The sequence below is a fragment of the Streptococcus halotolerans genome, from assembly GCF_001598035.1.
Lineage (GTDB): Bacteria > Bacillota > Bacilli > Lactobacillales > Streptococcaceae > Streptococcus > Streptococcus halotolerans.
The window spans coordinates 964,571-987,270 of record NZ_CP014835.1; the positions used below are offsets into that span (position 1 = coordinate 964,571).

The following is a 22,700-nucleotide window of genomic DNA, read 5'->3' on the forward strand; positions in this document are numbered from 1 at the left end:
AATCCTAGACTCATCACTACCTTTTTGTCATCTTTGAAAGCGTTTAAAGATAAATCTATCATTAATAAAAGCCTTAAATTAATAATGATATGAAATTAAAAAAACAATAAATTTATTGTACATTAGATAATTGACTTTTGAAAAAGCGTTATTAGTTAAACACATAAAACATGCTACGCTTATCAGCGAGAAAATCATCGCTAGAAGAGTAATTGCTCCTTTTCCATGATGTTAAAATGGTGGTCTTGCTAAACCGTAAGTCTTTGAGGTGCTGGAGGTCGCATACAAAAAAGTAAAACATCTATTTTAAATAGCAAGTTAGTATTACTCTTCTTATCAAAGCGAGGTGGTTTTGGCGTTTCTAAAGTACGAAAGTGTGAGGCATAAGAATCGTAAGCAACCCATAACGAGGTATATTGAAAAATATTCCAAATGTCTGAACTGCCTCTGGAATGTTGTCTACTAACAGTAGACTGGAGGATTGTGAGGATAACTAGATACCTTGTAATGGAACGCTTACAAAATAACTAGTCAGATGGCTAAGAAGCTAAAGACACTCTCTGAAACGTTGCCCTTCCCTTGCCCCTTTGAAGATAAAAAGAAAGCCAACTCAAATTAAAGAGTTGGCTAAAATATTATTATATCAACGTTTCTATTCATGAATTTCAAGCGGCAACCCATCTGGGTCGAAAAAGAAGGCCATTTTCTTTTGGTCAAAATCATCCCATCGTAAAGCTTCATGATCAATACCTAAACGGTCAAATTCTGCCAAGCAAGCTTCCACATCAGAAACCTTAAAAGCCAGATGACGAAGGCCCTGATGTTCAGGATTGGGAAGTTTGGGTCTTGGTGGGGCATCCGGTTTGATAAAAATCTCTAACACCAATTGACCTTGGCGAACGTTAAAAAGAATATCCTTTTTCTCTGGGCGAATGTGTTCATCTAACTGTTCAAACCCTAACAGGTCACAATAGAAATGACGCGTTCTCTCATAGTCACTGCCGATGATAGCCACGTGATGAATACTATCAACCTTCATACTTTCTCTCCTTTTACTGCGGTGACTGCAATACTTTTCTTGGTTTAGTTCCTTCAGCTGGTCCAATAACACCTGCTTCTTCTAGTTCTTCCATAAGACGTGTCGCTCGGTTAAATCCAACAGACAGCCGCCGTTGAATCATAGAAGCGCTGGCTTTTTGGGTTTCCAATACCAGAGCTTTGGCGTCTTCAAAGAGGGGGTCCCCTTCAGAAGCTCCTCCCCCGTTAGAGCCCGCCATATCGGCCTCTGTTACTTCACCTGGATCAAAGGAATCATCGTATTCAGCTTCTGCTTGATCCTTGATGAAGGTCACTATTCGCTCGACATCATCATCTGAAATAAAAGAACCTTGCAAACGAATTGGGTGGTTTTCATCAATCGGTTTAAATAACATATCTCCGCGACCCAATAATTTCTCAGCCCCATTTTCGTCTAATATGGTACGGCTATCTGTACCAGATGATACAGCAAAGGCAACCCGAGATGGGACATTAGCCTTGATCAACCCTGAGATAACATCAACGGACGGACGTTGCGTTGCCAAAATCATATGGATACCAGCGGCACGCGCTTTTTGCCCGAGACGAATAATGGCGTCTTCCACTTCCTTGCTGGCAACCATCATCAGATCAGCCAGTTCATCAACGATGACAACGATGAAAGGCAATGGAATATGTTTTTCTTCTGAAGTAGCATTCCACGCTTCGACTTTGGCATTGTAGCCGGCAATATTTCGAACACCAAACTGACTAAAGAGTTCATAACGGTTTTCCATTTCATCAACCACTTTTTGCAAAGCTTTACTAGCTTTACGAGGATTGGTCACAACTGGAATGAGAAGATGGGGAATATCATTGTAAACAGAAAGCTCAACCATCTTAGGATCAACCATGAGAAACTTGACTTGATCAGGACGAGCCTTCATGAGAATACTTGAAATAATCCCATTTACCGCTACTGATTTACCCGAACCAGTTGAACCAGCTACAAGCAGGTGAGGCATTTTGGAAAGATCAAAACTACGAGCCGTTCCATTGACAGCCTTGCCAAGCGGAATTTCTAAGAGATTTTCAGGTTTAGCACTGGATTGTTCCCAAAGCTCACGGAAAGAAACAGTCGCAATCTCTGAATTAGGTACCTCAATACCAACCAAAGATTTTCCAGGAATTGGCGCTTCAATGCGGACATCCTTAGCAGCCAATGCTAGCGCTAAGTCATCAGCCAGATTAGAAATACGATTAACACGTACTCCAACAGCCGGTTTAATCTCATACTTGGTCACAGATGGACCAATTTCGGCACGTTCCACTTTAACATCAATGTTGAAACTCTTAAAGGTATCTTCTAAAATTTTGATGTTTTGACGAACAATGTTTTTCTCTTTAGCTTGACTCTTAGGCCTATCAGCTGCAAAGAGATCAATTCCAGGAAGTTTATAATTAAGATGTTGCTTTAGGGTGAAGTCTACAACAACTGGTGAATCAGGCTCACTATCCAATTGATCCAAATCTACCGCTAGCGATTCCGTAGGGACTGCCATTTCTTGGTTATCAGAATCATAAGCATCAGATGGCGAATTCTCGAATAAACTCTCATCAAAAGTTGGAATCCCGTCACTACCATCATCTGGTGTGTAGCCTACAATCTCAATCTCACGGTTTGACTCTTGTTCTTGAATGGCTTCAGGGTTAAGAGAGTTAGTCTCTAGAATTTCACCTGTTTCTGGATCAATCTGAAGTGATGCTAAACGTTCAGCCTCAGCTTTTTCAGCTGCTTCCCGCTCTTTTTTCTCTAAGGCTAACTGGCGTTTTTCCTCTCGACGTGTAAAGCGCTCTTGCTTACTAATCTCGTGTTTGGCCATCCATTCATCACGCTTTTGCCGAAGAAATTCTACTAAATCATAAAGATCCCATGAACTAATAATGAAAATCCCTATTGCAATAATGAGAAGTCCAATAAAGAAAGAACCTATATTGGTAAATAAAAAGGCAGTGGGTTTGTACAAAAGGGCACCAAACATACCTCCACCCAGAAACTGAGTCACACTAAAATGACTAAGGTCTCTGTAAATGAGACGCGAAGTAGATTTAAAAACTTCCTGCCCTTGTAAAAATGGTTGGGTATAAAGGTAGGCATGCCATTCTAATAAGAGACCGACAAAGAGGGTCACAAGCCCAGTCATAACCCCTTCATGTCTTTGAAACCATCTAAAACCAAAAAGACTAGCAAAGACTAAAAGGATGGCTGGATAGGCTAAGCTTCCTACAAAAAAACGAATGATATTGTAAACAGTTACCCCAAACACTCCCAGTCGAATGACCCCAAATAGAAGAATAATTGCCGCTAAAAAACTGATAATCATACGTCTGATAGCAGCTTGCTTCGCCATTTCTGCCTTGGTAGGGCGGCGCTTTTTCCTACCATTAGCTTTTGTTTTTGTTCTTGTTTTTGCCATAATTCCATTATAGCATATTTTGAAACAGCATCTTCTTGGATGAAATTAAAAAACTAAGGTCAAAAATAGTCCGCAACATCTCCAGAAAATCAAGTCAGCTTACCATTGCCAACTGTCAGCCTCTTTTACTAGAAAAATATTTAGGATAATACTAACATTTTTTGGGAACCATCTATCTCTCGAACTCTATAATAAAAAAGAGCAGAACAAGAATCGGTAACTCGCAGGGTTCGATTCTTGTTCTATACTCTCTTTTCAGTCAGATTCTTTTACCAGTTATGGTCATCCACATTTTCTTTGGTCACAAGGAAAATTGGTGACACTGTTTCTTTGTCGATCTTTTTACCTTGATAATGATCAATGGCAGCTTGGATGGCAATTTCGCCCATCTTAGCAGGTTGTTGGGCAATGGTTGCTGACATGTCACCTTTTTTGATAGATTCATGTGCATCTGGTTGACCGTCAATACCAACAATCAAAACATTGTCAAGTCCAGCTGCTTTGGCTGCTTGAGCTGCACCCATAGCCATTTCATCGTTTTGTGCAAAAATGGCTTGAACATCTTTATTTCCTTGAATCATGTTTTGAGCTGTGTTTAGGGCTTTAGCACGATCAAAGTTTGCTGATTGACTTGATAAAATATCTAATTGATTTTTAGCTGCTTCATTAAATCCGTTACCACGGTCAACTGTCGCTGATGCTCCAGGTACTCCTGACAATTCAAATGTTTTAGCATCTTTCCCCAATTTTTTGATAATATAATCAGCTGCCATCTTACCTGCTTCAACGTTGTCTGATGCTACAGTTGTTAGAACATCACCACCATTGCTACCGCGGTCAAGTAGGATGACAGGAATATTGGCAGAATTAGCTGCTTTAATAGCTGGCACAATGGCATCTGAATCAACTGGATTGATTAAGATAGCATCAACATTTTGGCTAACAAAGTTTTGGACATCATCCGCTTGTCTTGCAGCGTCATCTTGGGCGTCTGCTACTTTTACTTTAACGCTTTTATCTTTGGCATATTTATCAATCCCCTCTTTCATGGCTACAAAATAAGGATTGTTAGTTGTAGAGATAGAAACACCTAAATTTAAATCTTTAGCTTCTTTTTGGGTAACTTCTTTACCTGATTTATCAGATCCGTTGTCCAGTCCTGTTTTACCACAGGCTGCTAAAATGGTAAGAAGACTTAGAACAAGAAGAATGCGACCAAACTGTTTAATGATTTTCATGATAGACTCCTTTATTGATTAGCTACTTTAAAACGATCCAGTAGCACAGCGATAATGATAACAATACCTTTAACAACTTGTTGCCAGAAAGCCGAGACACCGATAATATTAAGTCCATTATTTAAGACACCAATAATAAGGGCACCGATCAAGGTTCCGATAATACGACCTTTTCCTCCTGACAAAGACGTCCCTCCAAGTACAACAGCTGCAATAGCATCCATCTCATAACTACTTCCTGCAGTTGGCTGAGCCGAACTCAAACGAGAAGTGATAATCAATCCTGATAAGGCTGCCATCATCCCTGAAATAGTATAAATAATAATTTTTACTTTATTTAACTTAACACCTGAGATATACGCCGCTTTTTCATTTCCTCCTATGGCGTATACAGATTTCCCAAATGCCGTTTTATGAAGTAACACATATAAGAAAATAAAAACAAGAAACATCAGAATGACTGGGAAAGGAACCCCAACAATGTAACCTTGTCCCAAAAATTGGAAAAGAAAACTATCTCCAAGTCCTGCTGTAATTGGGTTACCATTAGTGTAGACTAAGGTCGCACCTCTAAAAATTGTCATGGTTGCAAGGGTAACAATAAATGGTGCTAATTTCCCAAAGGAAATCAAGAAACCATTTAACATACCAAATAGACCACCCAAAACTAGTGCCAGTACAATAGCTAAAGGAACTGGCATGCCACTACCAATAAACCCAGCTGATACTGCGCTAGACAAGGCCAAGATTGATCCAACAGACAAATCAATACCACCGGTTAAAATTACAAAAGTCATCCCAAATGCAATAAAACCATTAGCCGTGACTTGCAAAAGTAAGTTAAGCAAGTTATTAGTTGTTAAGAAATTAGGATTAAGCATTGTGATAACAATCATCAATGCTACTAATGCGATCAGAGTTGTTAATTCTGATACATATTTCATTACTTGTTTCACACTATTGTCCTCCTGTTGCAAGTTGCATGACTTTTTCTTGATCTGCTTCTAATTGACTAAGTTCCCCACTGATACGCCCTTCATGCATAACAATAATCCGGTCACTCACTCCTAAAATTTCAGGGAGATCAGATGATACCATAATAATGGGAACTCCTCTTTCAGCTAATTCATTCATTAACTGATAAATTTCTCGCTTAGCACCCACATCAACACCTCGTGTCGGCTCATCTAAAATCAATATTTTAGGAGCGATGCCAATCCATTTAGCAAGAACAACTTTTTGTTGATTACCACCAGATAAATTACCCACAGGTAATTTGGGAGTCCCTGATTTGACACGAAGTCGCTCAATTAATTGATTAACAAAATCGGTACTTACTTTTTCATCAAAGAAACCGTGTTTACTAAAATCTCGGGTACTTGGCAAAGTCATATTATCTTTAATCGAAAAATCTAGAATCAATCCTTCATCTTTACGATTTTCTGTTAAAAAACCAATGCCTTTTTCAATGGCTTGTACCGGATTAGCAATCGTAACTTCCTGACCATCTATTTTAATCTGACCAGATTTTAAAGGATCAATACCAAAAATAGCCCGCATAACCTCGGTCCGACCAGCTCCCATCAGTCCAGAAAAGCCAAGAATTTCACCTTTTCTAACTCGGAAAGATACGTCCTTGAAAGTATTTCCTGTTAAATGACTGACCTCGAAGGCGACGTCTCCAATCTCTGCTACCTTATCAGGATAATAATCTTCTAATTCTCGACCAACCATTTTTTTCACTAACTCATCTGAAGTCGTCTCACTGGTTAGTGTCGTATCAACTACGAATCCATCACGCATAACTGTGATCAGATCTGTTATTCTAAAAATTTCTTCCATTCGGTGAGAGATGTAAACAATTCCAACTCCTTGCCTTTTCAGACTATTGATGATTGAAAAGAGACTTTCTGTTTCTCTGTCAGTTAGTGCTGCTGTCGGTTCATCCATAATGAGGATTGAAACTTCTGATAACAAACACTTGGCAATTTCAATCATTTGTTGCTGTCCAACTGACAACTTGCCAATCTCGACAGTTAAAGGAATAGACACTCCCAAGCGTGCAAATGCTTGATTAGCTTTTTCTTTCATAGCTTTTTGATCAAGCAAACCAAAGTGGTTTTTAATTTCACGACCTAAAAATAAATTTTCTAAGACAGTCATATCTGACCAGGTATTCATTTCCTGATGAATAAAGCTGATGCCAAAATTTTCTGCTTCTTGTGGATTCGTAAAGGTCATCTCCTGACCGTCAATCAAGATTTTTCCCTTAGTTGCTGGAAACAAGCCAGTTAATATATTCATTAAGGTTGATTTTCCAGCACCATTTTCTCCCATCAGTGCATGAACCTGTCCAGATTGTAAATCCAAATCAATCTTTTCAAGAACCTTATTATTCCCGAATGACTTTGAAATGTCTCTCATTTCAATTTTCATGTATTCACCTCGCTATAGGGTCACACCAGACTGTAAAATGATGTTTGAGTAAGGAGTATCCTCACCTGTTCGGATAACTGCTTTAACACCTTTGTTAAGTTCCTTCAACTCTTCATGGCTGATATATTGAATCTCTACACTAGAGTCCAATTTTTCCAGTATCGCTGCTAATTGCTTAGGATTTTCAGTTTTAATTTCGTCTGCTAAGATAACTTTTTCCACTAAGATATTGTCCAAATAGTTATCAAGAACGTCTTGAAACGTTGGCAAACCATGCCTAAGAGCAAGGTCAATTTTGATAATATTTGGAGGAACTGGCAGCCCCAAATCGCCAATACAGACACGATCCGTATGTCCTAAATCAGCTGCTACTTTCGCTAAATTACTATTTAATAGACCATGTTTCTTCATAATAGCCACTCTCTTTCATTTCTTTCAAATGAGGCATGCCGCCTTGTGCTCCGAATCCTTGAACAGATAAATGAGAAGCCAGCGTTCCAAAAGACACGGCTTCTTTAAATGACATCCCCTTTGAAATCGCAAGTCCAAACGCACCATTAAAGGTGTCTCCTGCTCCAGTTGTATCAACAACCTTTGCTTTAATGGCAGGTACTTTTTGAATATCTTTTCCATCGAAAAAGATGGACCCTTCTGTACCTAGCGTTACTAAAAGTTTGTTTGGATAAGCTTGGATGATTTCCTCTAAATCGCTATTAGGAAATAGTTCTTTTACTTCATGTTCGTTAGGGGTAAAAACATCTACAAACTCAAGCATTTCGATATCGGTATCCCGTGATGGCGCCGGATTATAGAGGACCTTAACCCCTTTTTGATGACAAAATTGGGCAATGGCTAGATTGCTGGAATGGCTAATTTCATTTTGTAGAATGACCAGGTCTGCACTCGCGATAACGTCCCATTCTCTATCGAAACGACTTGTATCTACTTTTCCGTTAGCTCCCGGACAATAGATAATCCTATTGTCATTGTCAAAAAGCGTTATTTGAGCAACTCCTGTCGAACATGGTACCGTTCCCACATTGTCCGAAATCACTCGATTTTGAGTTAAATTGTCTAAAAGACTAGATCCAAACGAGTCTTGACCAACAGCTCCCAGCATCTCGACATGATCATTTTCGGAACTCAATCGTCCAACAGCTACCGCTTGATTGGCACCTTTTCCACCAGGTACCATGGAAAACTGCTTTCCAAAGACCGTCTCGCCAGCCTCGGCTACACGGTCTGTTTCCATGACTAAATCCATAGAAATACTACCTATAATCACTATTTTACTCATGTGGCCTCCTTAATGTTTCTCTTTCAATATATCTAACTGGTAATTGCACTCTTTTCTCTTCAATAGGTAACTGATTGGCAATCTTATAGATTAACTCTGCAGCTTCTTGTCCAAGTCTATACGACGATTGATGAATAGTCGAGAGCGATGGGTAGATGAACCGACTAACCAAAACATCGTCATAACCAATAATCTGAATGTCTTCAGGTATTTTTTTTCCACGAGCTAATACCTCATGAATATAAGCTATAGCATGCACATCAGATGGAGCAATAATACTATCACAATCAGGATGTTCATCTAGCATCATCAAAGCTTCTTTTTGAATCGTATCAAAGTCAAAAGAGTGACTATCAGAGATTGATACGGCTATATGATTATTTTGTAAATACCTAAGACTCGCTTCGAACCTCTGATTAATACTTTGCGCATTATCTGATGGGCCTCGAACAAGTAACACTTTGTCCGTACCCGATTGGACAATTTGTTCCGCAGCCAATCGTCCACCAGCTTGATTATCTGAAAAAACACCGTACTCTGTTTCCTGATCAACGCGGTCAACGACAACTATCGGAATATCTAGATTTGGATGCGTTTTGGTAAAATCATGGGTCGTGATAATCCCAGCTGCCTTAGTTTGTAGAAGAACATTTAAATAGTCCTCTGCTAGAGCATCTTCCTCACTAATATTCCCCAGCATGACCCTGTAGCCTTTTTCTTTTAAAAATTCTTCTGCTCCTCTAGCCAAGCGAGGAAAAAATGGGTTGGAAATATCCGGGAGTAAAAGTCCTACTAATTGATTGCGCTGAGACTTTAGAGACTGCGCCAAAACATTTGGAACATAATTCAATTTTTTGATAGCTTGTTTTATCTTCTCTTGAGCCTCTTGCCCAACATACCCTTTTTGAGAAATATAGCGGGAAACTGTTGATTTTGAAACCCCCGCTTCCTCTGCAACCTCTTTTATCGTTACCAAAAAATCATCCTTTCCTTATGTGGAACCGTTCTCACATATTAAGTGTAACCGCTTTCTAAAATTTTGTCAATCATTTTTTCAAATAAAAAAAGTAATTTCGGTTTAACCGAAATTACTTTATCATTGACTAAGATGTCTTTTCAAGATAGTCAATAGCGTCTTGTACATTTTTGACTGGGACAATTTTCATCTTTGTTTTGATGCGTTTAGCGGCTGTTTTAGCTTCCTGATAGTTGTTTTTAGCATTAGGGTGCTCTTTCAAGTAAGCTCTAGGGATAGGGTTGTTGGGCACAAAGAAAATGTCTGCCTTATCCTTAGCTGCTGAGACAACTTTCTTATCAGTTCCACCAATATCACCGACAGAACCGTCTTTTTCAATAGTACCAGTACCTGCGATCATACGACCCTTTCTCAAATCCTCTTTATTGATTTGATCTAAGATATCCAAGGTAAACATAAGACCGGCGCTTGGTCCACCAACGTTTCCTGTTGAAAAACGAACTGGTGTTTTGGTCTCAACTTCAGTATGGTCTACAAGTCCAATGCCAATACCATTTTTACCATTTCCTAGCTTAATGATTTTTCCTGAAGCTTCTTTTTTCTTATTATTTGATAGGTACTGCACCGTCACCTTGTCACCAATCTTTTGCTTGGCCACATAGTTGATGAGCTCCTTAGAACTTTCAAAAGTTTTGCCATTGACGCCTGTTACAGTATCTGCAAGATCTAAAATCCCTTTGAAGGTTGAATCTTTGGCCACGTCAAGCACATAGACACCAAGGTATTTTAAATTCACCGATTTCCCAGCCAATTTAAAGGCTTGATAAATGGCTTCATTCTGAGACGTTTGCATATAAAATCGATTGAGACGGATGTACTCATCTTCAGTATAGTTCCCCAAGCTCTCCTTGGCAGTTGACACATCTGTAAAAGGGGTCGCCCAAGCATAAAGAAGAGCTGCTGGTGTTGCTTGCATTTGGGAAATAGCTACAAAATTATAAGATCCTTTTGCCTTGTCTTCTTTTTTATCAACTTCTAGAACATCACGAATGTCATAGGCTCCGCCAGGCATTTCGATATAATAAGGCAATGGTAGTAAAAAAGCAATTGCTAACAAAATAGCTGTTCCAATTCCCAATAGCCACCATTTCAAAGGAGATTTCTTTTGAGGAGTCTCCTCGATGATTCTAAATTCGTGTTTGTTCATGTTTTTTCTCTACCTCTCTAACGACAGATTCAGGAACAAAATCCGAGATATCTGCTTTGAAATAAATCAATTCTCTAATGCGACTAGAACTCACTTCCTGCCATTGATTAGCTGACATGAGATAAACGGTATCAATCTTATCGTTCAAATGCTTATTGAAAAACTCTAAATTAGCTTCATAAGTCAGATCATTACCGTTACGTAGTCCTCGTACGAGATGCGTCACTTCAAGCCTTGCTGCAATGTCAACAGCTAGACTATTATTAGCCGTAAGAACCTTAACATTATCAAGATTCGCTACTGCTTCTTCAAGCATATGGCATCGTTGATCAATACTAAACTGGCCTTCTTTTTCCTTATTGTAAAAAATGCCAACGTACAGTTGATCAAATAGTTGACTAGCACGCGCAATCAAATCCACATGTCCCAAGGTTACCGGATCAAAAGACCCTGTAAATAAGCCAATTTTCTTATCTGACATAAACCGTTACCTTACTAATTCCGTAAATTTTTTGTTTCCAAATGCCAAAAGCTGATATTTCCTCAGGCAAGTCTACCGCCTTATCGGTCTCACAAACAAGCATAACCTCCTCAGCCAGTAACCCTCTGTCTTCCAAGTCTGTTACGACTGATGCAATTTGTTCCTTAGCATAAGGAGGGTCTAAAAGAACAAGATTGAAGGTACCTGAAAGCTGACGAATAGCCTTTTTATCATCCATCTTCAAGAGCTGGAATTGATGTTCAGATTTAGTCATCTTAATGTTTTCTTGAACAATGGCCTGGGCTGAGCGATCTTTTTCAACCAAAACAGCATGGTCCATGCCACGCGAAATAGCTTCGATAGCCAGACTACCACTACCAGCGTACAAATCTAGAACCCGACCACCATCAAAAAAAGGGCCAATCATATTAAACATAGCCCCTTTAACCTTATCAGTTGTTGGGCGTGTCGTCTTACCGGCCAACGTCTTCAAAGGACGTCCACCAAATTCACCTGCTACTACTCTCATAATGTTTTCTATTATAGCAGATTTCTTTGGGATAATTCTCTCAAAAAATGCTATAATAAATCTTAAATTTTTGATAACAAGGAAAACTATGACAAGATTTGCACTCATCATCAATCAAAAATCTGGTAAAGGTGACAAAGACCAGTTGATTGAAACCATAAAAAACTTCTTAATCGACAAAGAGATCCCTGAAAAAAATATCGCCTATTTTTACCCGAAATCTGCCGATCAAACGAGAGAAATGGCTAAAGAGGCCTGTCTGGATAAAACCGATGTCATCATTCCACTAGGAGGAGATGGTACCATCAAACTAGTTTGTGCGGGTATTTATGAAGGTGGCAGTTACTCTCGCTTAGGACTAATCCCGACTGGCACTGTCAATAATTTGGCCAAATCTCTTGACATCCCCTTAAATCCTAAAAAAGCCTTAGAAAATCTCTTTTCTGGACGAGAACTAGCTATTGATATCGCAAGGGTTAATAATCAATACATGATTTCTAGTTTAACGTTAGGCCTAATGGCTGACATGGCTCTTGGTGTCACACCTGAAAAGAAGCGTCGTTACGGTGCCCTAGCCTTTATTAAGGCCGGTTGGAAAATTTTTCTACGACGACGCTCCTACCGCGTACAAGCCATATCGGATCAAAAAACACAATATATCAAAACAAAATTACTTTTAATCACTATGAGTAATACGGTTGCAGGACTCCCTGGTTTTAATCAAAAAGACACCGTAGACGATGGACTCTTTACCGTTTATACCTTAAGAAGAACCCACTTCATCCGATTCTTTTTTTACTTCTTTTTCCGCATTGGTAAATTTAGTCGATTCAGGCATTGGGATGCTTTCCAGGCTTCTGAATTGCGTTTAATCAATGTGCGAAAAAAAGATAAAAATAATCCCAATGTTCGTATCGATGGGGATGTCGCTGGAAAACTACCTGTCCTTATTCAGATGCTTCCAAAAGCCATTACTGTTATCGTTCCACAAAAATAATTTCTGTATCTTAAAAGCACTCTAGTTGTTAGACCAGTAATCTAACCATTAGAGTGCTTTTATCCTGTTATTGACTGACAAAAATTATTAGCCATAGCCACAACCTCAATCACATCTAAAACCCCAAATGAAGCTTTTGATAACCGTGGATAAACCATAACGGCTAATTGATTTGCGATAACAAACCTATCAAACCAAGAGGAAATTGTACCAGTTAATACTCCCTCTTACGAGCCATTATTGACTCAGCTTTTTGAGTCAGTTCGTTCTGGATTAATAGCTTTGAATTGAGAAAATTCCTTCTCAAGGTAATCGACCAAGTCCTTACTTAGACGTCTAGGGCCTCTAACTGCCCTGACTCCTTTTTCCACCATCAGTTCCAAAGGCAGTTGGTCATCCAAAAAAGTCTCTTTTAACGATAGTTTCATCAACTGCTTGTTTTGAGGCTTATCCTCATTCTCTTTTTGGTCAATGTTGGTCTCTAAAACCTTACAAGCATATCGAATAGCCTTAATTGGGCTTGTCATGTAAATCAATACCCAATCGCCAGTCTTGATGCTGGCTTTTTGTGTCCAGAGGATTTCAGGACTTTGCGAGAATTCAGCGTCGATATTATAGTATTTGGGGTTAGCTGGAATCACCCAATAATCAGGCCCATTAGGATTTGATAGGGTTGTAGGAGCTACAAGCGCACGACTATTTTCAACTAAATGAAATAAATCCTCATCTGAAAGACTGTCATCTAAAACAATGGTGATCCAAGTTTTCTTAGACATATGATAGGAAGGATAAATGCCCGACCTCTTCAATAACTCTGGTAAATGGTTTGGGTCAACTTTGACATTGATGAATTCCACTTCTTCATGCAGAGCCTTCTGGGACCACTTTTCGCTATCAACTTGCAATTTCCCCCTCGTAACTGTTCCTATCAGCCCATACCATTTTGAATTATCAGGATGTCTAAAGACGGTAAAGCCTGGAAATTTAGCAAAAGGGTTATCCATCTTATCTCCAAATGTGTTTGTTACATAATGGGCTAAGCGATTGGTTTGATCATATTGAAAGAGAGTCATCACAAAACACGCTTCAGCTATTCGTGTCAAAATCTGACCATAAGCCTCACGAACTTGACCAATGAAGTTTCCCTGAGCTGTACTCGCACGAAAGGCATCGTACTCTTCTTGCAAATCCACATCTAACACCTGACCAAAAATAGCACCATCAGGTGTTACCCTAATAACCGCCTGAAACTGGTTATCCAAGAACTGTTCTCGATAGACATAAGCACCAGCTTCCTTGACAAAGCCAAACTTCTCTAGTTGCTCAAATCGAACACTTTTTTTCTTAAAAAACTCAGATTCAAATGACATAATCTTCCTTTCGTTTTTATGGGTTTCATTCATCATACTTTAGAGACGCCCCCTGCAATTCATACCTTGCTGTTTCAAGATTTCTGCCTAAGTGGTTGACCATCTCTAAGGCCAGCAATTGACCACCTAATTTTTCAATCAATCGACGAGAAGGATTATTTTTTTCGTGTGCTACAACAAGTACACTATCAATGCCTAGAGAACGATACTGTTTTAACGCAAACGCTATTAAGCTTTGAGCAACTCCCTGATGTCTAAAAGAAGGAGCCACTATATAACCAATATGCCCCAGTTTCAAACAATCGGGATGTGTCATTTCCCAAAAGCAAATCACAAAACCTGCAATGGCACCCTCTACAAAAGCAAAATATCGAGTATAGGTTGGATTATGTTGACCAGACTGCTTGATGTCAGACATATCGCTTCTCATTACAAAATCTTCGAAATCCTCAACCGGCCACCATTCTACAAATGGATTATGGCGCTTATCTTCTAACAGCTCATCTTCAAAATCGAGAAAAGCCAGTTGATCACTTAGGGATATTTTTCGAATGTCCATACTATCTCCATTGTGCAAAAAAGCCGCTCAGATGAGCAGCCTTGATTTAGTGACTGTCATACCAGTCTTTATTTATTTTTGGCTTGCCATCCGCATCTACTAGCAGGATGGGAGGGTTACCATTTTTAAGGTATTCCACTCCAGTTTCCAAATCCACAATAATAGTGGATCCAGAAGAATCTGTCAAATACTCAAAACGGTTCATTATTTTTTTTACCATAGTAGCACACCTTTCATCAATCGATTAAATCTATGGTAACAAATCCAAAGAATGATTTCAATGACTAGCTTTTTTATTTTACCAGCGGAATCAAGCGTACGCGTACAATGTTATCACTTGTTTCAAATTTAGCGACTAGCTGATCAATTTTCGCTCTGTCGTCTTCATCCAAATCAAGCAAGGTATAGGCATAATCGCCTTTTGAACGATTGAGGATATTATCGATATTGATATCTAAATCCGAAACGGCTGTTGAAATATTTGCCACAATATTAGGGACATTTTTATTAATCAAGGTTATACGGTAAGGCGCCTCTTGAACCTGATGCATGTTAGGAAAATTAACGGAATTGGTAATCTCACCCGTCTCCAAGAAACGGCGAACAGTTTGACTTGCCATGATGGCACAGTTGAGCTCTGCTTCTTGGGTTGAACCACCCACGTGTGGAAATACAGTTACCCCATCTTTATTGAGCAATTCTTCTGTCCCAAAATCAGTCACATACCGCTTCACGACTCCTGTTTCTAAAGCATCAAAGAGAGCAGCATTATCCACAAGTTCTGCACGGGCAAAGTTGATGATAACAGTGTCTTTTTTCATCTGAGCGAATGCTTTACTGTCAAATGTATGCTTGGTATCTGCAGTCAAAGGCACATGAACCGTGATGTAGTCAGACTGACTAAAAATCTCTTTTAAATCATTAACACGTTTCACATGACTAGAAATGTTCCATGCTGTTTCAATAGATACATAAGGATCGTACCCCAATACATTCATCCCTAAACGGCGCGCATCGTTTGCGATTCTAGCGCCAATAGCACCAAGTCCAATCACGCCAAGCGTTTTACCAGAAATCTCTGTTCCAGCAAACTGAGACTTACCAGCTTCTATTTGTTTAGGCACATCAGAACCTGATAGATGATTGACCCAAGTATTAGCTGATAGGTAATCCCGCGCTGATAAAAGAATAGCGGTCAAAACAGCTTCTTTTACCGCATTGGCGTTAGCCCCTGGTGTATTAAAGACAACAATACCAGCTTCTGTCGCCTTATCGATTGGGATATTGTTCGTTCCTGCCCCCGCACGCGCAATAGCTTTAAGATTGTCCGGAAAATGATTGTCATGCAAATTTTGACTACGTAGCATATAGGCATCTGGATTTTCCGCCAAATCACCATCAATTTGAAAGGCGTTGCCCAATTCTTTCAAACCAAGCTTGTTAATATTATTAAATGTCTTTACGCTAAAGACCATACTAATCTCCTTTTATCTTGCTCTATTTAAATGGACTCATACACTTCACTCTTTCTGGTGAGTGCCTGCTAGAACGTTAGAAATCGTAACGAAGCCCCTCATCGACTTCTTGATAGTCAGCCGTCTCAGATCTACTCTTCATTTTTTGATAGGCTAGTCGTTCACCCTCAAACATGACTTTTCCACAATAAACATACCCTAGCTTTTCTAAAATGTGTTGCATGATCACGTTTTGAGGATGTGTATCACAACGGAAATCCGGTCCCTTATGACCTTCAATCAAACCTTGCAAGAAGGTCTGTGCTATCTTTTGACCACTAGCTTTCTTAGCGACAGCAATTCTATGGAAAACAGTGTATTGATGATTAGCATGCTTCCATTTGCCGTCTGTGATTTTTTCATAAGCGGGATCTTGCCCCACAATGACTGCCGCATAAGCTACAATCTCGCCATCCACGAGCCCAACCCAAGCCCGTCCCTGCAAAATATCATCAATGATATCGCTGACTTCTGGGTATTTTCCTTGCCATTGATCACTCCCGGATGCTTTTAAAAAAGCTCGCGCTTCTTCAATAATGACCATAATGGTCTCTACTTCGTTGGGATGTGCTAAGCGCAACTCCATTACTGATGTTCCTCCTCAAATGCTTTCATAAACGTAATCAATGCTTTGACACCCTCGAGTGGAAAAGCATTGTACAGGCTTGCTCTCATACCGCCCACACTACGATGACCTTTAATGTTTTTGAATCCTGCTGCATCCGCTGCTTCATTAAAGGCTTTATCCAATTCTTCACTTGGTGTCACAAAAGGAATATTAGCCAATGATCGGTCTTTGACAACCGTAACTGGACTCTTATAAAAATCAGAAGCGTCGATAAAATCATAAAGAAGGCCTGACTTCTGATGATTTAGTTCTTCCATTTTAGCAACGCCCCCTAGAGATTTGACGTGTTCAAAAACTAATTTGGCCATATAAATACTAAAAGTTGGCGGCGTATTATAAAGAGAGGCATTATCTGCTTGGAGACGATAATCCAACATGCTAGAAAGAGCAGGCTCATCATTCAAGAAATCCTCACGGATAATAACAATCGTTACACCAGCCGGACCCATGTTCTTCTGAGCACCAGCATAAATCATCGCAAAATCTGACACTTTGTAATTAACAGCCAAAATGTTAGATGACATATCCGCCACAACTGGCACACCATTAGTATCTGGCAAGTCGTAGATACTAGTTCCCTCAATGGTATTATTACTTGTTAGATGAACATAAGCTGCTTCAGGATCAATAAGGCTCGCATCAAAATCTGGAATACGATTAAAACCTGTTTCTTCAGAAGAAGCTAGGCAGATGGGTTCAAAAGCAATTGTCTTAGACAGCTTCACAGCTTCAGTATAAGCTTTCTTGCCCCAAGACCCTGCAACAAGATAATAAGCTTTTTTACCTCTGGCCATGTTTAAAGGCAACATAGAAAACTGAGTTGAAGCGCCTCCTTGTAAAAACAGCACCCTATAATTATCTGGAATTTGCATTAAATCTCTTAACAGTTGTTCAGCTTCTTTGATAATGCCATCAAATTCTTTGGAACGGTGGGACAATTCCATAACACTCATGCCCGAATTGGCATAATCTAAAAACTCAGCTTGTGCCTTTTTTAAGACTTCTTTTGGCAATACTGCAGGACCTGCAGAAAAGTTATAAATTGTCATAACCACGACCTCCATTTGAAAATTAATTCATTATATCACAAATTCCTACAATATTGTCAGAATTTTTGTGTAATGGCGCCCTTTTTTATGGCATCATTCCCAAAGGAAAACACAAACAATCATGATATAATAAAATCATCTCATCTTGAAAGGATACTTATGATTACGAAAGAATTTTGTGCTGAAAATTTAACCGACTTACATAGACTAACCAGCCCAGACATTACTCGGGTTGAACTATGTGATAACTTGGCTGTTGGTGGAACAACACCTTCATACGGTGTTATCAAAGAAGCCAATCGCTATCTCCATGAAAAAAAGATTACCACAGCTATTATGATCCGTCCTCGTGGTGGCAACTTTATCTATAATGATCTTGAGCTTCGTGCCATGGAAGAAGATATCTTACAGGCAGTTGAGTTGGAATCTGATGCTCTCGTTTTAGGCCTATTGACAGAGGACAACCAACTAGATAAGGACGCCATCGAACAACTCTTGCCTTCCACCCAAGGGCTTCCTTTGGTTTTCCACATGGCTTTTGATCAAATTCCTCAAGAAGATCAGTTTCAAGCTATGGATGACTTAATCGACTATGGCTTTACGCGCATCCTCACTCATGGAAATCCTGATGGCAAGTCAGACATCTTTAACAACCTCACACATTTAAAAGCCTTAATTGAACATGCTGCAGATCGAATCGAGATCCTAATTGGCGGAGGGGTCACTAAGGACAATTTCGAAGAACTAGTCAAGCTAACAGGCGCTAAGCAAGTTCATGGAACGCGTTTGCTATCATAAACCAAATAAAGAAGAGAGACTGTACAGTTATTACAATGGCACAGTCTCTCTTCTTTATTTCATTTCATAATAAGGCAGATTGTCATTTACCCTAGCACGTGGGAAACGGTATGATAGTTATCTTCTTGGAAAGTCCTTCCAAAGGTAAGAATTAGCCTAGTAATGCCTAGGAAAAACAGACTTAGGACAGCAAGCCCCTTGAAACCATCAAAAGCCCTAACATAACAAAATTGTGTGTATAGATAGTACAAACCAATCGCCCAGCCGATAAAATAATACCATTTGTCCGACTCTCCAAATGTGATCTTATGTTTCACAAAACCACCATAGAAAGGAATCAGAGAATACCAACCTTTCTGACCTGCTTTTTGAAACAATCGCCAATTGCCAATCAAAGAAAGCAAAGCAGAAATCATTATGGGAAAAATAAAACCATAAATGACTCTTAATATGGAATAAGCCATAACATCTTCTAAAACTCTTTTGAACATTTATTGTTCATGCAGTAAGAAGATCAATCACATGTTATTCTTTCGAAAACGCTCGCTCTAGACTATGTCTTAACTAAGCGCGTGATAAGCATTGTAAACTTCTTGTCGATTGAGGCCACGCTCTTTGGCAACGGTTTTAATCGCTTGATTAGGCTTGGTCCCTGACGCTATTCGTACTCTAACATCCTCTAAAGGAGACAGAACGTCCTGTTCTTCAGATACTCTAGAGCCATCATCACCTTCAACAATTAATAGACACTCCCCCTTTAAAGGATGCTCAGTCAAGTAAGCTAATACCTCTGTAATACAGCCACGTTGATATTCCTCGTAAAGTTTGGTCAACTCTCGCACGAGAACTACCTGCCGATCTCCGTAGATAGCAAGCATATTTTCCAAGGTTGATACCACACGATAAGGGGATTCGTAAAAAATTTGGGTCTCTTGATAGCCTTGTTTGTCAGTAAAAAAGGCCTTTTGCTGTCCAGCCTTACGAGGTAAAAAACCATAAAAAATATGAGGTTGGGGAGCCAACCCGCTAGCGATCAAGGCGGTAATGCCAGCTGAAGCTCCCGGTAGGGCCACCACTGAAATGCCTTCTGAAATGGCCGCCTTGACCAAGTCATGTCCTGGATCTGAAATGGATGGCATACCCGCATCAGACACTTGCGCTAGGGACACTCCTTCTTTTAATAGAGAAATCAAAGCCGGGATTTTTTCAAAAGCATTGTGTTCGTGAAAACTAATTTGCCGTGTCTCAATGTCAAAATGCTTAAGCAATAAACCAGTATTACGAGTGTCTTCTGCACATATGGCGCCAACAGTCTTCAAGGTCTCAACAGCGCGATATGTCATATCGGATAAATTACCTATCGGTGTTGGAACTAAAAATAAGGTTCCATAGGAAGCTTGTCCTTTAAAACTCTTTTGAATTTGCATGCTTACTCCCTATAAAGTAACTCTAAACAAAAGGCACATTGTTCATCATTTTCACGTCTCTGACCGTAAAAATCGGTACAAATATGAAACCCTTCCTCATAAATGGTATCCAAGTGTTGTTTGGTTTGATGCTGATTTTTTTCAGAATGTTGCTCACTAACATGGGACAATCGTTCTCGCAACTTACTATTTTCCAAGCGTAGTTGCGTATTTTCTTCTACCAAATCCTGCACTTGCTTTTTAATGGCTTCAATCTCGGCTAAGGTAACCATGAGATTTTGCGAAAACCCATCAAATGCATCAAATAAATCTTTTTTAGCCACCACAGCTACCTCCTCATGAACCTTCATTCATTATGCTTGTAAAATCATGTATTCTAAAGCATTTTGAAAACTAACGTTAGATCGCCACATCCTTCTAGCAAGAATCACCTTATCCAAATAGTCAAGCGCTTTTTGATTCTTCAAATCTTGTCCCAAAAGAGAAACCAGCAATTGAAATGCCAAAGCTTGAGAATCTTTATCTGTCAATTGACTTGCTAAACGGCTTATTTCTAAGTAGGCTTTTCCTTTGTCTGTTACTAATAAGTTTACCAATCGCTCCAGTAAATTTAAATATTGTAAAACTTTAGCATCCTCCGCTAAACGTCGAGCCTCACTAACAGATGAAGCGACATCTGAAAGAAGGACTGCTTGCTGGCGAAGCAAGCCCATTTGTTCCAAATCAGCCATAATCACTTGTTTATTTTTGCGAAAATGGAACTGTTGACAGCGGCTTTTAATGGTTGCTAAGAGCTGATTATCATCTTCGACCAAAAGAACCAAGTAAACTTGACTTTGTGGCTCTTCCATCACTTTAAGAAGACTATTAGCAGCATTGACATGCATCTTATCCGCTCCACGGATAAGCACAACTTGCTCCTTCCCTTCATAACTAGAACTGGAAAAACGACTCAATAACGAACGCACTTCATCTGTTTTAATCAGACCATTAGTGGGTTCCAAAATGGCCAAGTCCGCAAAATCGTTGTCTAGTATGAGACGGCAAGAACGGCATTGTCCACACGGCTCATGACCCTTAAAATCTTCACAAAACTGATACTGGGTCATCCAAATAGCCATCTCCCAAGACGCAAATCCACCTGTAAATAGATAGGCATGACTGCGTTTTCCACTAGCAAGAATCTGGCGCATCTCTGTTAATAATTGCGGTTGTTGCTGCTCCAATACCGTCGTCAGAGGATTTTTAGACATGCTTTAGTTCCTTGTATTTCTGTATAATAGCAGCCAAGGTATCATCGACAACCTTGTCCACAGACTGACTGGCATCAATCAAGGCAATACGTTCAGCATTTTCCTCAAGAAGTGCCAAATAGCCTTGGCGAACCTTTTGGTGCAACTCCAATTTTTCCAAATCCAAGCGATTCACTTCTCGATCAGCATTTTGAGAAATACGCTCTAAACCAAGTTCTGAACTAACATCCAGATACACCGTCAAATCTGGTTGACGGTGGTCTGTTGCATAAGCGTTCAACCAAGTAATATCTGCTATCTCTAACCCACGTCCATAGCCTTGGTAAGCTACTGAACTATCAATAAAGCGGTCTACTAGTACAAAAGCATCCTTCTCAAGATTTGGTAGTATTTTTTCCACAAGATGTTGACGACGTGCAGCGATATAAAGTAATAACTCTGTTTTCGCATCCATCGCCGTATGATTGACATCTAAGATAATATCGCGAATTTTTTCAGCAATGTCAACACCTCCAGGTTCTCGAGTTGCCACAATATCCTGATCGAATAATTGCTGTAATTTAGGGATAACTTGCTCCAAAACAGTCGTCTTTCCAGCACCATCAGGGCCTTCAAAGGAAATTAAAAATCCATTAGTCATAGTACTTCTATTTTAGCAGAATTTATGAAAAAAAACGACAGGAATTATTGTCGTTTTCTTGTCTTTTAAAATCCAGCTTTAGCCTCTGTTTTGATAATGTTTAGCACTGTGATACCTTGATTTTCCAATGCTTTTTGTAAGGTATGAGTATCTGCTTGTCCTTCAATCTGAATTTCAACCAAGGTTTTTCCAGACTTATGATTAGCCACAACAGTACGGTGAATATTAAGATTGGCATCACTAATCACACGAACTACCTTTTCCAAACTCCCAATGGTATCATTTAGAAGAATGTTAAGACGAAGACCTTCTGTTCCATAACCAGATACTTCAAGGAAAGCTTTGAAAATATCGCGATCCGTGATAATACCGTAAAGTTGGTCATTATCCACAACAGGTAATACACCTATCTTGTGTTTCATCATGATGTAAATAGCGTCTTCTAGACTGGCATCCTGTGAAACGGTAATGACATCACGAATCATAATATCACGAATGCTTGTTTTATTTAGCAAATAATTCATTTCATAAATGGAGAGACTAGTTGCTTTTGAAGGTGTTGCATCAGCCATGGTTCCTTCTGTTACCAAACCAACCAGACGATCATTTTCAATAACAGGTAGTCGACGCAAATCGTGAGACTTCATTTTATCTGAAGCGTGAGCAACCGTCGTATCTGGCGATACGTAAATGACCCTTGAGGTCATAAAATCTTTAACGGGCATAGAGTTCTCCTTCAACTTGTTCAATATTTTTAGACAACCAAAAGTAAAAACAATCATTGCCTATCATCTACTAGCTCAGAAA

25 protein-coding genes are annotated in these 22,700 nt (G+C 39.5%); 2 read left to right on the forward strand and 23 right to left on the reverse strand.

From position 1 onward, the window contains the following. Positions 1-652: 652 nt before the first annotated feature. The 11 genes from gloA2 to rsmD form a co-directional block, all read right to left on the reverse strand. Positions 653-1,039, reverse strand: coding sequence for an SMU1112c/YaeR family gloxylase I-like metalloprotein (gene gloA2 / locus A2G56_RS04135; protein ID WP_062709448.1), 387 nt, complete (start codon positions 1,037-1,039; stop codon positions 653-655). Between the two features lie 13 nt (positions 1,040-1,052). After that, positions 1,053-3,494, reverse strand: coding sequence for a DNA translocase FtsK (locus tag A2G56_RS04140; RefSeq protein WP_062709451.1), 2,442 nt, complete (start codon positions 3,492-3,494; stop codon positions 1,053-1,055). A gap of 269 nt (positions 3,495-3,763) precedes the next feature. Continuing rightward, on the reverse strand, positions 3,764-4,732 hold the full coding sequence (locus A2G56_RS04145) for a substrate-binding domain-containing protein (RefSeq protein WP_062709454.1): 969 nt from the start codon (positions 4,730-4,732) through the stop codon (positions 3,764-3,766). 11 nt (positions 4,733-4,743) lie between these two features. Continuing rightward, positions 4,744-5,688: an ABC transporter permease subunit gene (locus A2G56_RS04150; protein WP_062709457.1), complete on the reverse strand. Its 945-nt coding sequence runs from the start codon at positions 5,686-5,688 to the stop codon at positions 4,744-4,746. Position 5,689: 1 nt separating this feature from the next. Continuing rightward, positions 5,690-7,168: a sugar ABC transporter ATP-binding protein gene (locus A2G56_RS04155; protein ID WP_062709459.1), complete on the reverse strand. Its 1,479-nt coding sequence runs from the start codon at positions 7,166-7,168 to the stop codon at positions 5,690-5,692. A 12-nt stretch (positions 7,169-7,180) separates the two neighbouring features. Next, positions 7,181-7,579 (reverse strand): D-ribose pyranase, encoded by a 399-nt coding sequence (gene rbsD / locus A2G56_RS04160; protein WP_062709461.1) that lies wholly within the window; start codon positions 7,577-7,579, stop codon positions 7,181-7,183. Then, positions 7,554-8,465 carry a ribokinase gene (gene rbsK / locus A2G56_RS04165; RefSeq protein WP_062709463.1) on the reverse strand — a complete coding sequence of 304 codons (912 nt, stop codon included), beginning with the start codon at positions 8,463-8,465 and terminating at the stop codon, positions 7,554-7,556. The genes rbsD and rbsK overlap by 26 nt, the downstream gene beginning before the upstream one ends. Beyond that, entirely contained in the window at positions 8,458-9,441 is a 984-nt protein-coding gene (locus A2G56_RS04170; RefSeq protein WP_062709466.1) for a LacI family DNA-binding transcriptional regulator, read from the reverse strand. The genes rbsK and A2G56_RS04170 overlap by 8 nt, the downstream gene beginning before the upstream one ends. A gap of 127 nt (positions 9,442-9,568) precedes the next feature. Beyond that, positions 9,569-10,648, reverse strand: coding sequence for a SepM family pheromone-processing serine protease (locus A2G56_RS04175; RefSeq protein WP_062709468.1), 1,080 nt, complete (start codon positions 10,646-10,648; stop codon positions 9,569-9,571). Next, complete coding sequence (coaD, locus tag A2G56_RS04180) at positions 10,629-11,129, reverse strand: pantetheine-phosphate adenylyltransferase (protein ID WP_062709471.1); 501 nt, start codon at positions 11,127-11,129, stop codon at positions 10,629-10,631. Before coaD ends, A2G56_RS04175 begins: the two co-directional genes overlap by 20 nt. Then, on the reverse strand, positions 11,119-11,658 hold the full coding sequence (gene rsmD, locus A2G56_RS04185) for a 16S rRNA (guanine(966)-N(2))-methyltransferase RsmD (protein WP_062709474.1): 540 nt from the start codon (positions 11,656-11,658) through the stop codon (positions 11,119-11,121). The genes coaD and rsmD overlap by 11 nt, the downstream gene beginning before the upstream one ends. Positions 11,659-11,746: 88 nt before the next feature. On the opposite strand from rsmD, the gene A2G56_RS04190 reads away from it, so the two are divergent. After that, on the forward strand, positions 11,747-12,655 hold the full coding sequence (locus tag A2G56_RS04190) for a diacylglycerol/lipid kinase family protein (protein ID WP_062709477.1): 909 nt from the start codon (positions 11,747-11,749) through the stop codon (positions 12,653-12,655). 245 nt (positions 12,656-12,900) lie between these two features. Here A2G56_RS04190 and A2G56_RS04195 read toward each other — a convergent pair whose 3' ends face one another. The 6 genes from A2G56_RS04195 to serC all read right to left on the reverse strand — a co-directional run bounded on the left by A2G56_RS04195 (position 12,901) and on the right by serC (position 17,775). Beyond that, positions 12,901-14,025 (reverse strand): MmcQ/YjbR family DNA-binding protein, encoded by a 1,125-nt coding sequence (locus A2G56_RS04195; RefSeq protein WP_062709480.1) that lies wholly within the window; start codon positions 14,023-14,025, stop codon positions 12,901-12,903. A gap of 25 nt (positions 14,026-14,050) precedes the next feature. Continuing rightward, positions 14,051-14,584, reverse strand: a complete 534-nt coding sequence (locus A2G56_RS04200; RefSeq protein WP_062709483.1) for a GNAT family N-acetyltransferase — start codon at positions 14,582-14,584, stop codon at positions 14,051-14,053. Between the two features lie 46 nt (positions 14,585-14,630). Next, positions 14,631-14,804, reverse strand: a complete 174-nt coding sequence (locus A2G56_RS10750) for a DUF6440 family protein (protein WP_172793782.1) — start codon at positions 14,802-14,804, stop codon at positions 14,631-14,633. 73 nt (positions 14,805-14,877) lie between these two features. Then, the gene (locus A2G56_RS04205; RefSeq protein ID WP_062709486.1) at positions 14,878-16,059 is read right to left on the reverse strand and encodes a 3-phosphoglycerate dehydrogenase family protein; all 1,182 of its coding nucleotides are present in this window, start codon (positions 16,057-16,059) and stop codon (positions 14,878-14,880) included. A 76-nt stretch (positions 16,060-16,135) separates the two neighbouring features. Beyond that, entirely contained in the window at positions 16,136-16,684 is a 549-nt protein-coding gene (locus A2G56_RS04210; RefSeq protein WP_062709489.1) for a GNAT family N-acetyltransferase, read from the reverse strand. Further along, entirely contained in the window at positions 16,684-17,775 is a 1,092-nt protein-coding gene (serC, locus tag A2G56_RS04215) for a 3-phosphoserine/phosphohydroxythreonine transaminase (RefSeq protein ID WP_062709492.1), read from the reverse strand. The genes A2G56_RS04210 and serC overlap by 1 nt, the downstream gene beginning before the upstream one ends. Before the next feature lie 159 nt (positions 17,776-17,934). On the opposite strand from serC, the gene A2G56_RS04220 reads away from it, so the two are divergent. Next, the gene (locus A2G56_RS04220) at positions 17,935-18,573 is read left to right on the forward strand and encodes a copper homeostasis protein CutC (RefSeq protein ID WP_062709495.1); all 639 of its coding nucleotides are present in this window, start codon (positions 17,935-17,937) and stop codon (positions 18,571-18,573) included. An 86-nt stretch (positions 18,574-18,659) separates the two neighbouring features. Here the strand turns inward: A2G56_RS04220 and A2G56_RS04225 are convergent, their stop codons facing one another. From A2G56_RS04225 to A2G56_RS04250, 6 genes are all read right to left on the reverse strand, one after another. Then, positions 18,660-19,037, reverse strand: coding sequence for a hypothetical protein (locus A2G56_RS04225; protein WP_099091460.1), 378 nt, complete (start codon positions 19,035-19,037; stop codon positions 18,660-18,662). A 96-nt stretch (positions 19,038-19,133) separates the two neighbouring features. Then, entirely contained in the window at positions 19,134-20,000 is an 867-nt protein-coding gene (rsmI, locus tag A2G56_RS04230; protein WP_062709501.1) for a 16S rRNA (cytidine(1402)-2'-O)-methyltransferase, read from the reverse strand. A gap of 2 nt (positions 20,001-20,002) precedes the next feature. Next, complete coding sequence (gene yabA / locus A2G56_RS04235) at positions 20,003-20,323, reverse strand: DNA replication initiation control protein YabA (RefSeq protein ID WP_062712440.1); 321 nt, start codon at positions 20,321-20,323, stop codon at positions 20,003-20,005. A gap of 30 nt (positions 20,324-20,353) precedes the next feature. Beyond that, positions 20,354-21,253: a DNA polymerase III subunit delta' gene (locus A2G56_RS04240; RefSeq protein ID WP_062709503.1), complete on the reverse strand. Its 900-nt coding sequence runs from the start codon at positions 21,251-21,253 to the stop codon at positions 20,354-20,356. Next, the gene (gene tmk, locus A2G56_RS04245; RefSeq protein ID WP_062709504.1) at positions 21,246-21,893 is read right to left on the reverse strand and encodes a dTMP kinase; all 648 of its coding nucleotides are present in this window, start codon (positions 21,891-21,893) and stop codon (positions 21,246-21,248) included. The genes A2G56_RS04240 and tmk overlap by 8 nt, the downstream gene beginning before the upstream one ends. A 65-nt stretch (positions 21,894-21,958) precedes the next feature. Further along, on the reverse strand, positions 21,959-22,618 hold the full coding sequence (locus A2G56_RS04250; RefSeq protein WP_062709507.1) for a CBS and ACT domain-containing protein: 660 nt from the start codon (positions 22,616-22,618) through the stop codon (positions 21,959-21,961). Between the last annotated feature and the right edge of the window lie 82 nt (positions 22,619-22,700).

Coding starts and splice junctions, on each gene's coding strand:
- A2G56_RS04220 (WP_062709495.1), top strand. CDS start 17,935: ATGATTACGAAAGAATTTTGTGCTGAAAATTTAACCGACTTACATAGA.
- A2G56_RS04210 (WP_062709489.1), bottom strand. CDS start 16,684: ATGGAGTTGCGCTTAGCACATCCCAACGAAGTAGAGACCATTATGGTC.
- rbsK (WP_062709463.1), bottom strand. CDS start 8,465: ATGAGTAAAATAGTGATTATAGGTAGTATTTCTATGGATTTAGTCATG.
- tmk (WP_062709504.1), bottom strand. CDS start 21,893: ATGACTAATGGATTTTTAATTTCCTTTGAAGGCCCTGATGGTGCTGGA.
- gloA2 (WP_062709448.1), bottom strand. CDS start 1,039: ATGAAGGTTGATAGTATTCATCACGTGGCTATCATCGGCAGTGACTAT.
- rsmD (WP_062709474.1), bottom strand. CDS start 11,658: ATGAGAGTAGTAGCAGGTGAATTTGGTGGACGTCCTTTGAAGACGTTG.
- serC (WP_062709492.1), bottom strand. CDS start 17,775: ATGACAATTTATAACTTTTCTGCAGGTCCTGCAGTATTGCCAAAAGAA.
- A2G56_RS04155 (WP_062709459.1), bottom strand. CDS start 7,168: ATGAAAATTGAAATGAGAGACATTTCAAAGTCATTCGGGAATAATAAG.
- A2G56_RS04190 (WP_062709477.1), top strand. CDS start 11,747: ATGACAAGATTTGCACTCATCATCAATCAAAAATCTGGTAAAGGTGAC.
- A2G56_RS04200 (WP_062709483.1), bottom strand. CDS start 14,584: ATGGACATTCGAAAAATATCCCTAAGTGATCAACTGGCTTTTCTCGAT.
- A2G56_RS04175 (WP_062709468.1), bottom strand. CDS start 10,648: ATGAACAAACACGAATTTAGAATCATCGAGGAGACTCCTCAAAAGAAA.
- A2G56_RS10750 (WP_172793782.1), bottom strand. CDS start 14,804: ATGGTAAAAAAAATAATGAACCGTTTTGAGTATTTGACAGATTCTTCT.
- A2G56_RS04225 (WP_099091460.1), bottom strand. CDS start 19,037: ATGGCTTATTCCATATTAAGAGTCATTTATGGTTTTATTTTTCCCATA.
- A2G56_RS04140 (WP_062709451.1), bottom strand. CDS start 3,494: ATGGCAAAAACAAGAACAAAAACAAAAGCTAATGGTAGGAAAAAGCGC.
- coaD (WP_062709471.1), bottom strand. CDS start 11,129: ATGTCAGATAAGAAAATTGGCTTATTTACAGGGTCTTTTGATCCGGTA.
- A2G56_RS04145 (WP_062709454.1), bottom strand. CDS start 4,732: ATGAAAATCATTAAACAGTTTGGTCGCATTCTTCTTGTTCTAAGTCTT.
- rsmI (WP_062709501.1), bottom strand. CDS start 20,000: ATGCAAATTCAAAAGAGTTTTAAAGGACAAGCTTCCTATGGAACCTTA.
- A2G56_RS04250 (WP_062709507.1), bottom strand. CDS start 22,618: ATGCCCGTTAAAGATTTTATGACCTCAAGGGTCATTTACGTATCGCCA.
- A2G56_RS04240 (WP_062709503.1), bottom strand. CDS start 21,253: ATGTCTAAAAATCCTCTGACGACGGTATTGGAGCAGCAACAACCGCAA.
- rbsD (WP_062709461.1), bottom strand. CDS start 7,579: ATGAAGAAACATGGTCTATTAAATAGTAATTTAGCGAAAGTAGCAGCT.
- A2G56_RS04205 (WP_062709486.1), bottom strand. CDS start 16,059: ATGGTCTTTAGCGTAAAGACATTTAATAATATTAACAAGCTTGGTTTG.
- A2G56_RS04195 (WP_062709480.1), bottom strand. CDS start 14,025: ATGTCATTTGAATCTGAGTTTTTTAAGAAAAAAAGTGTTCGATTTGAG.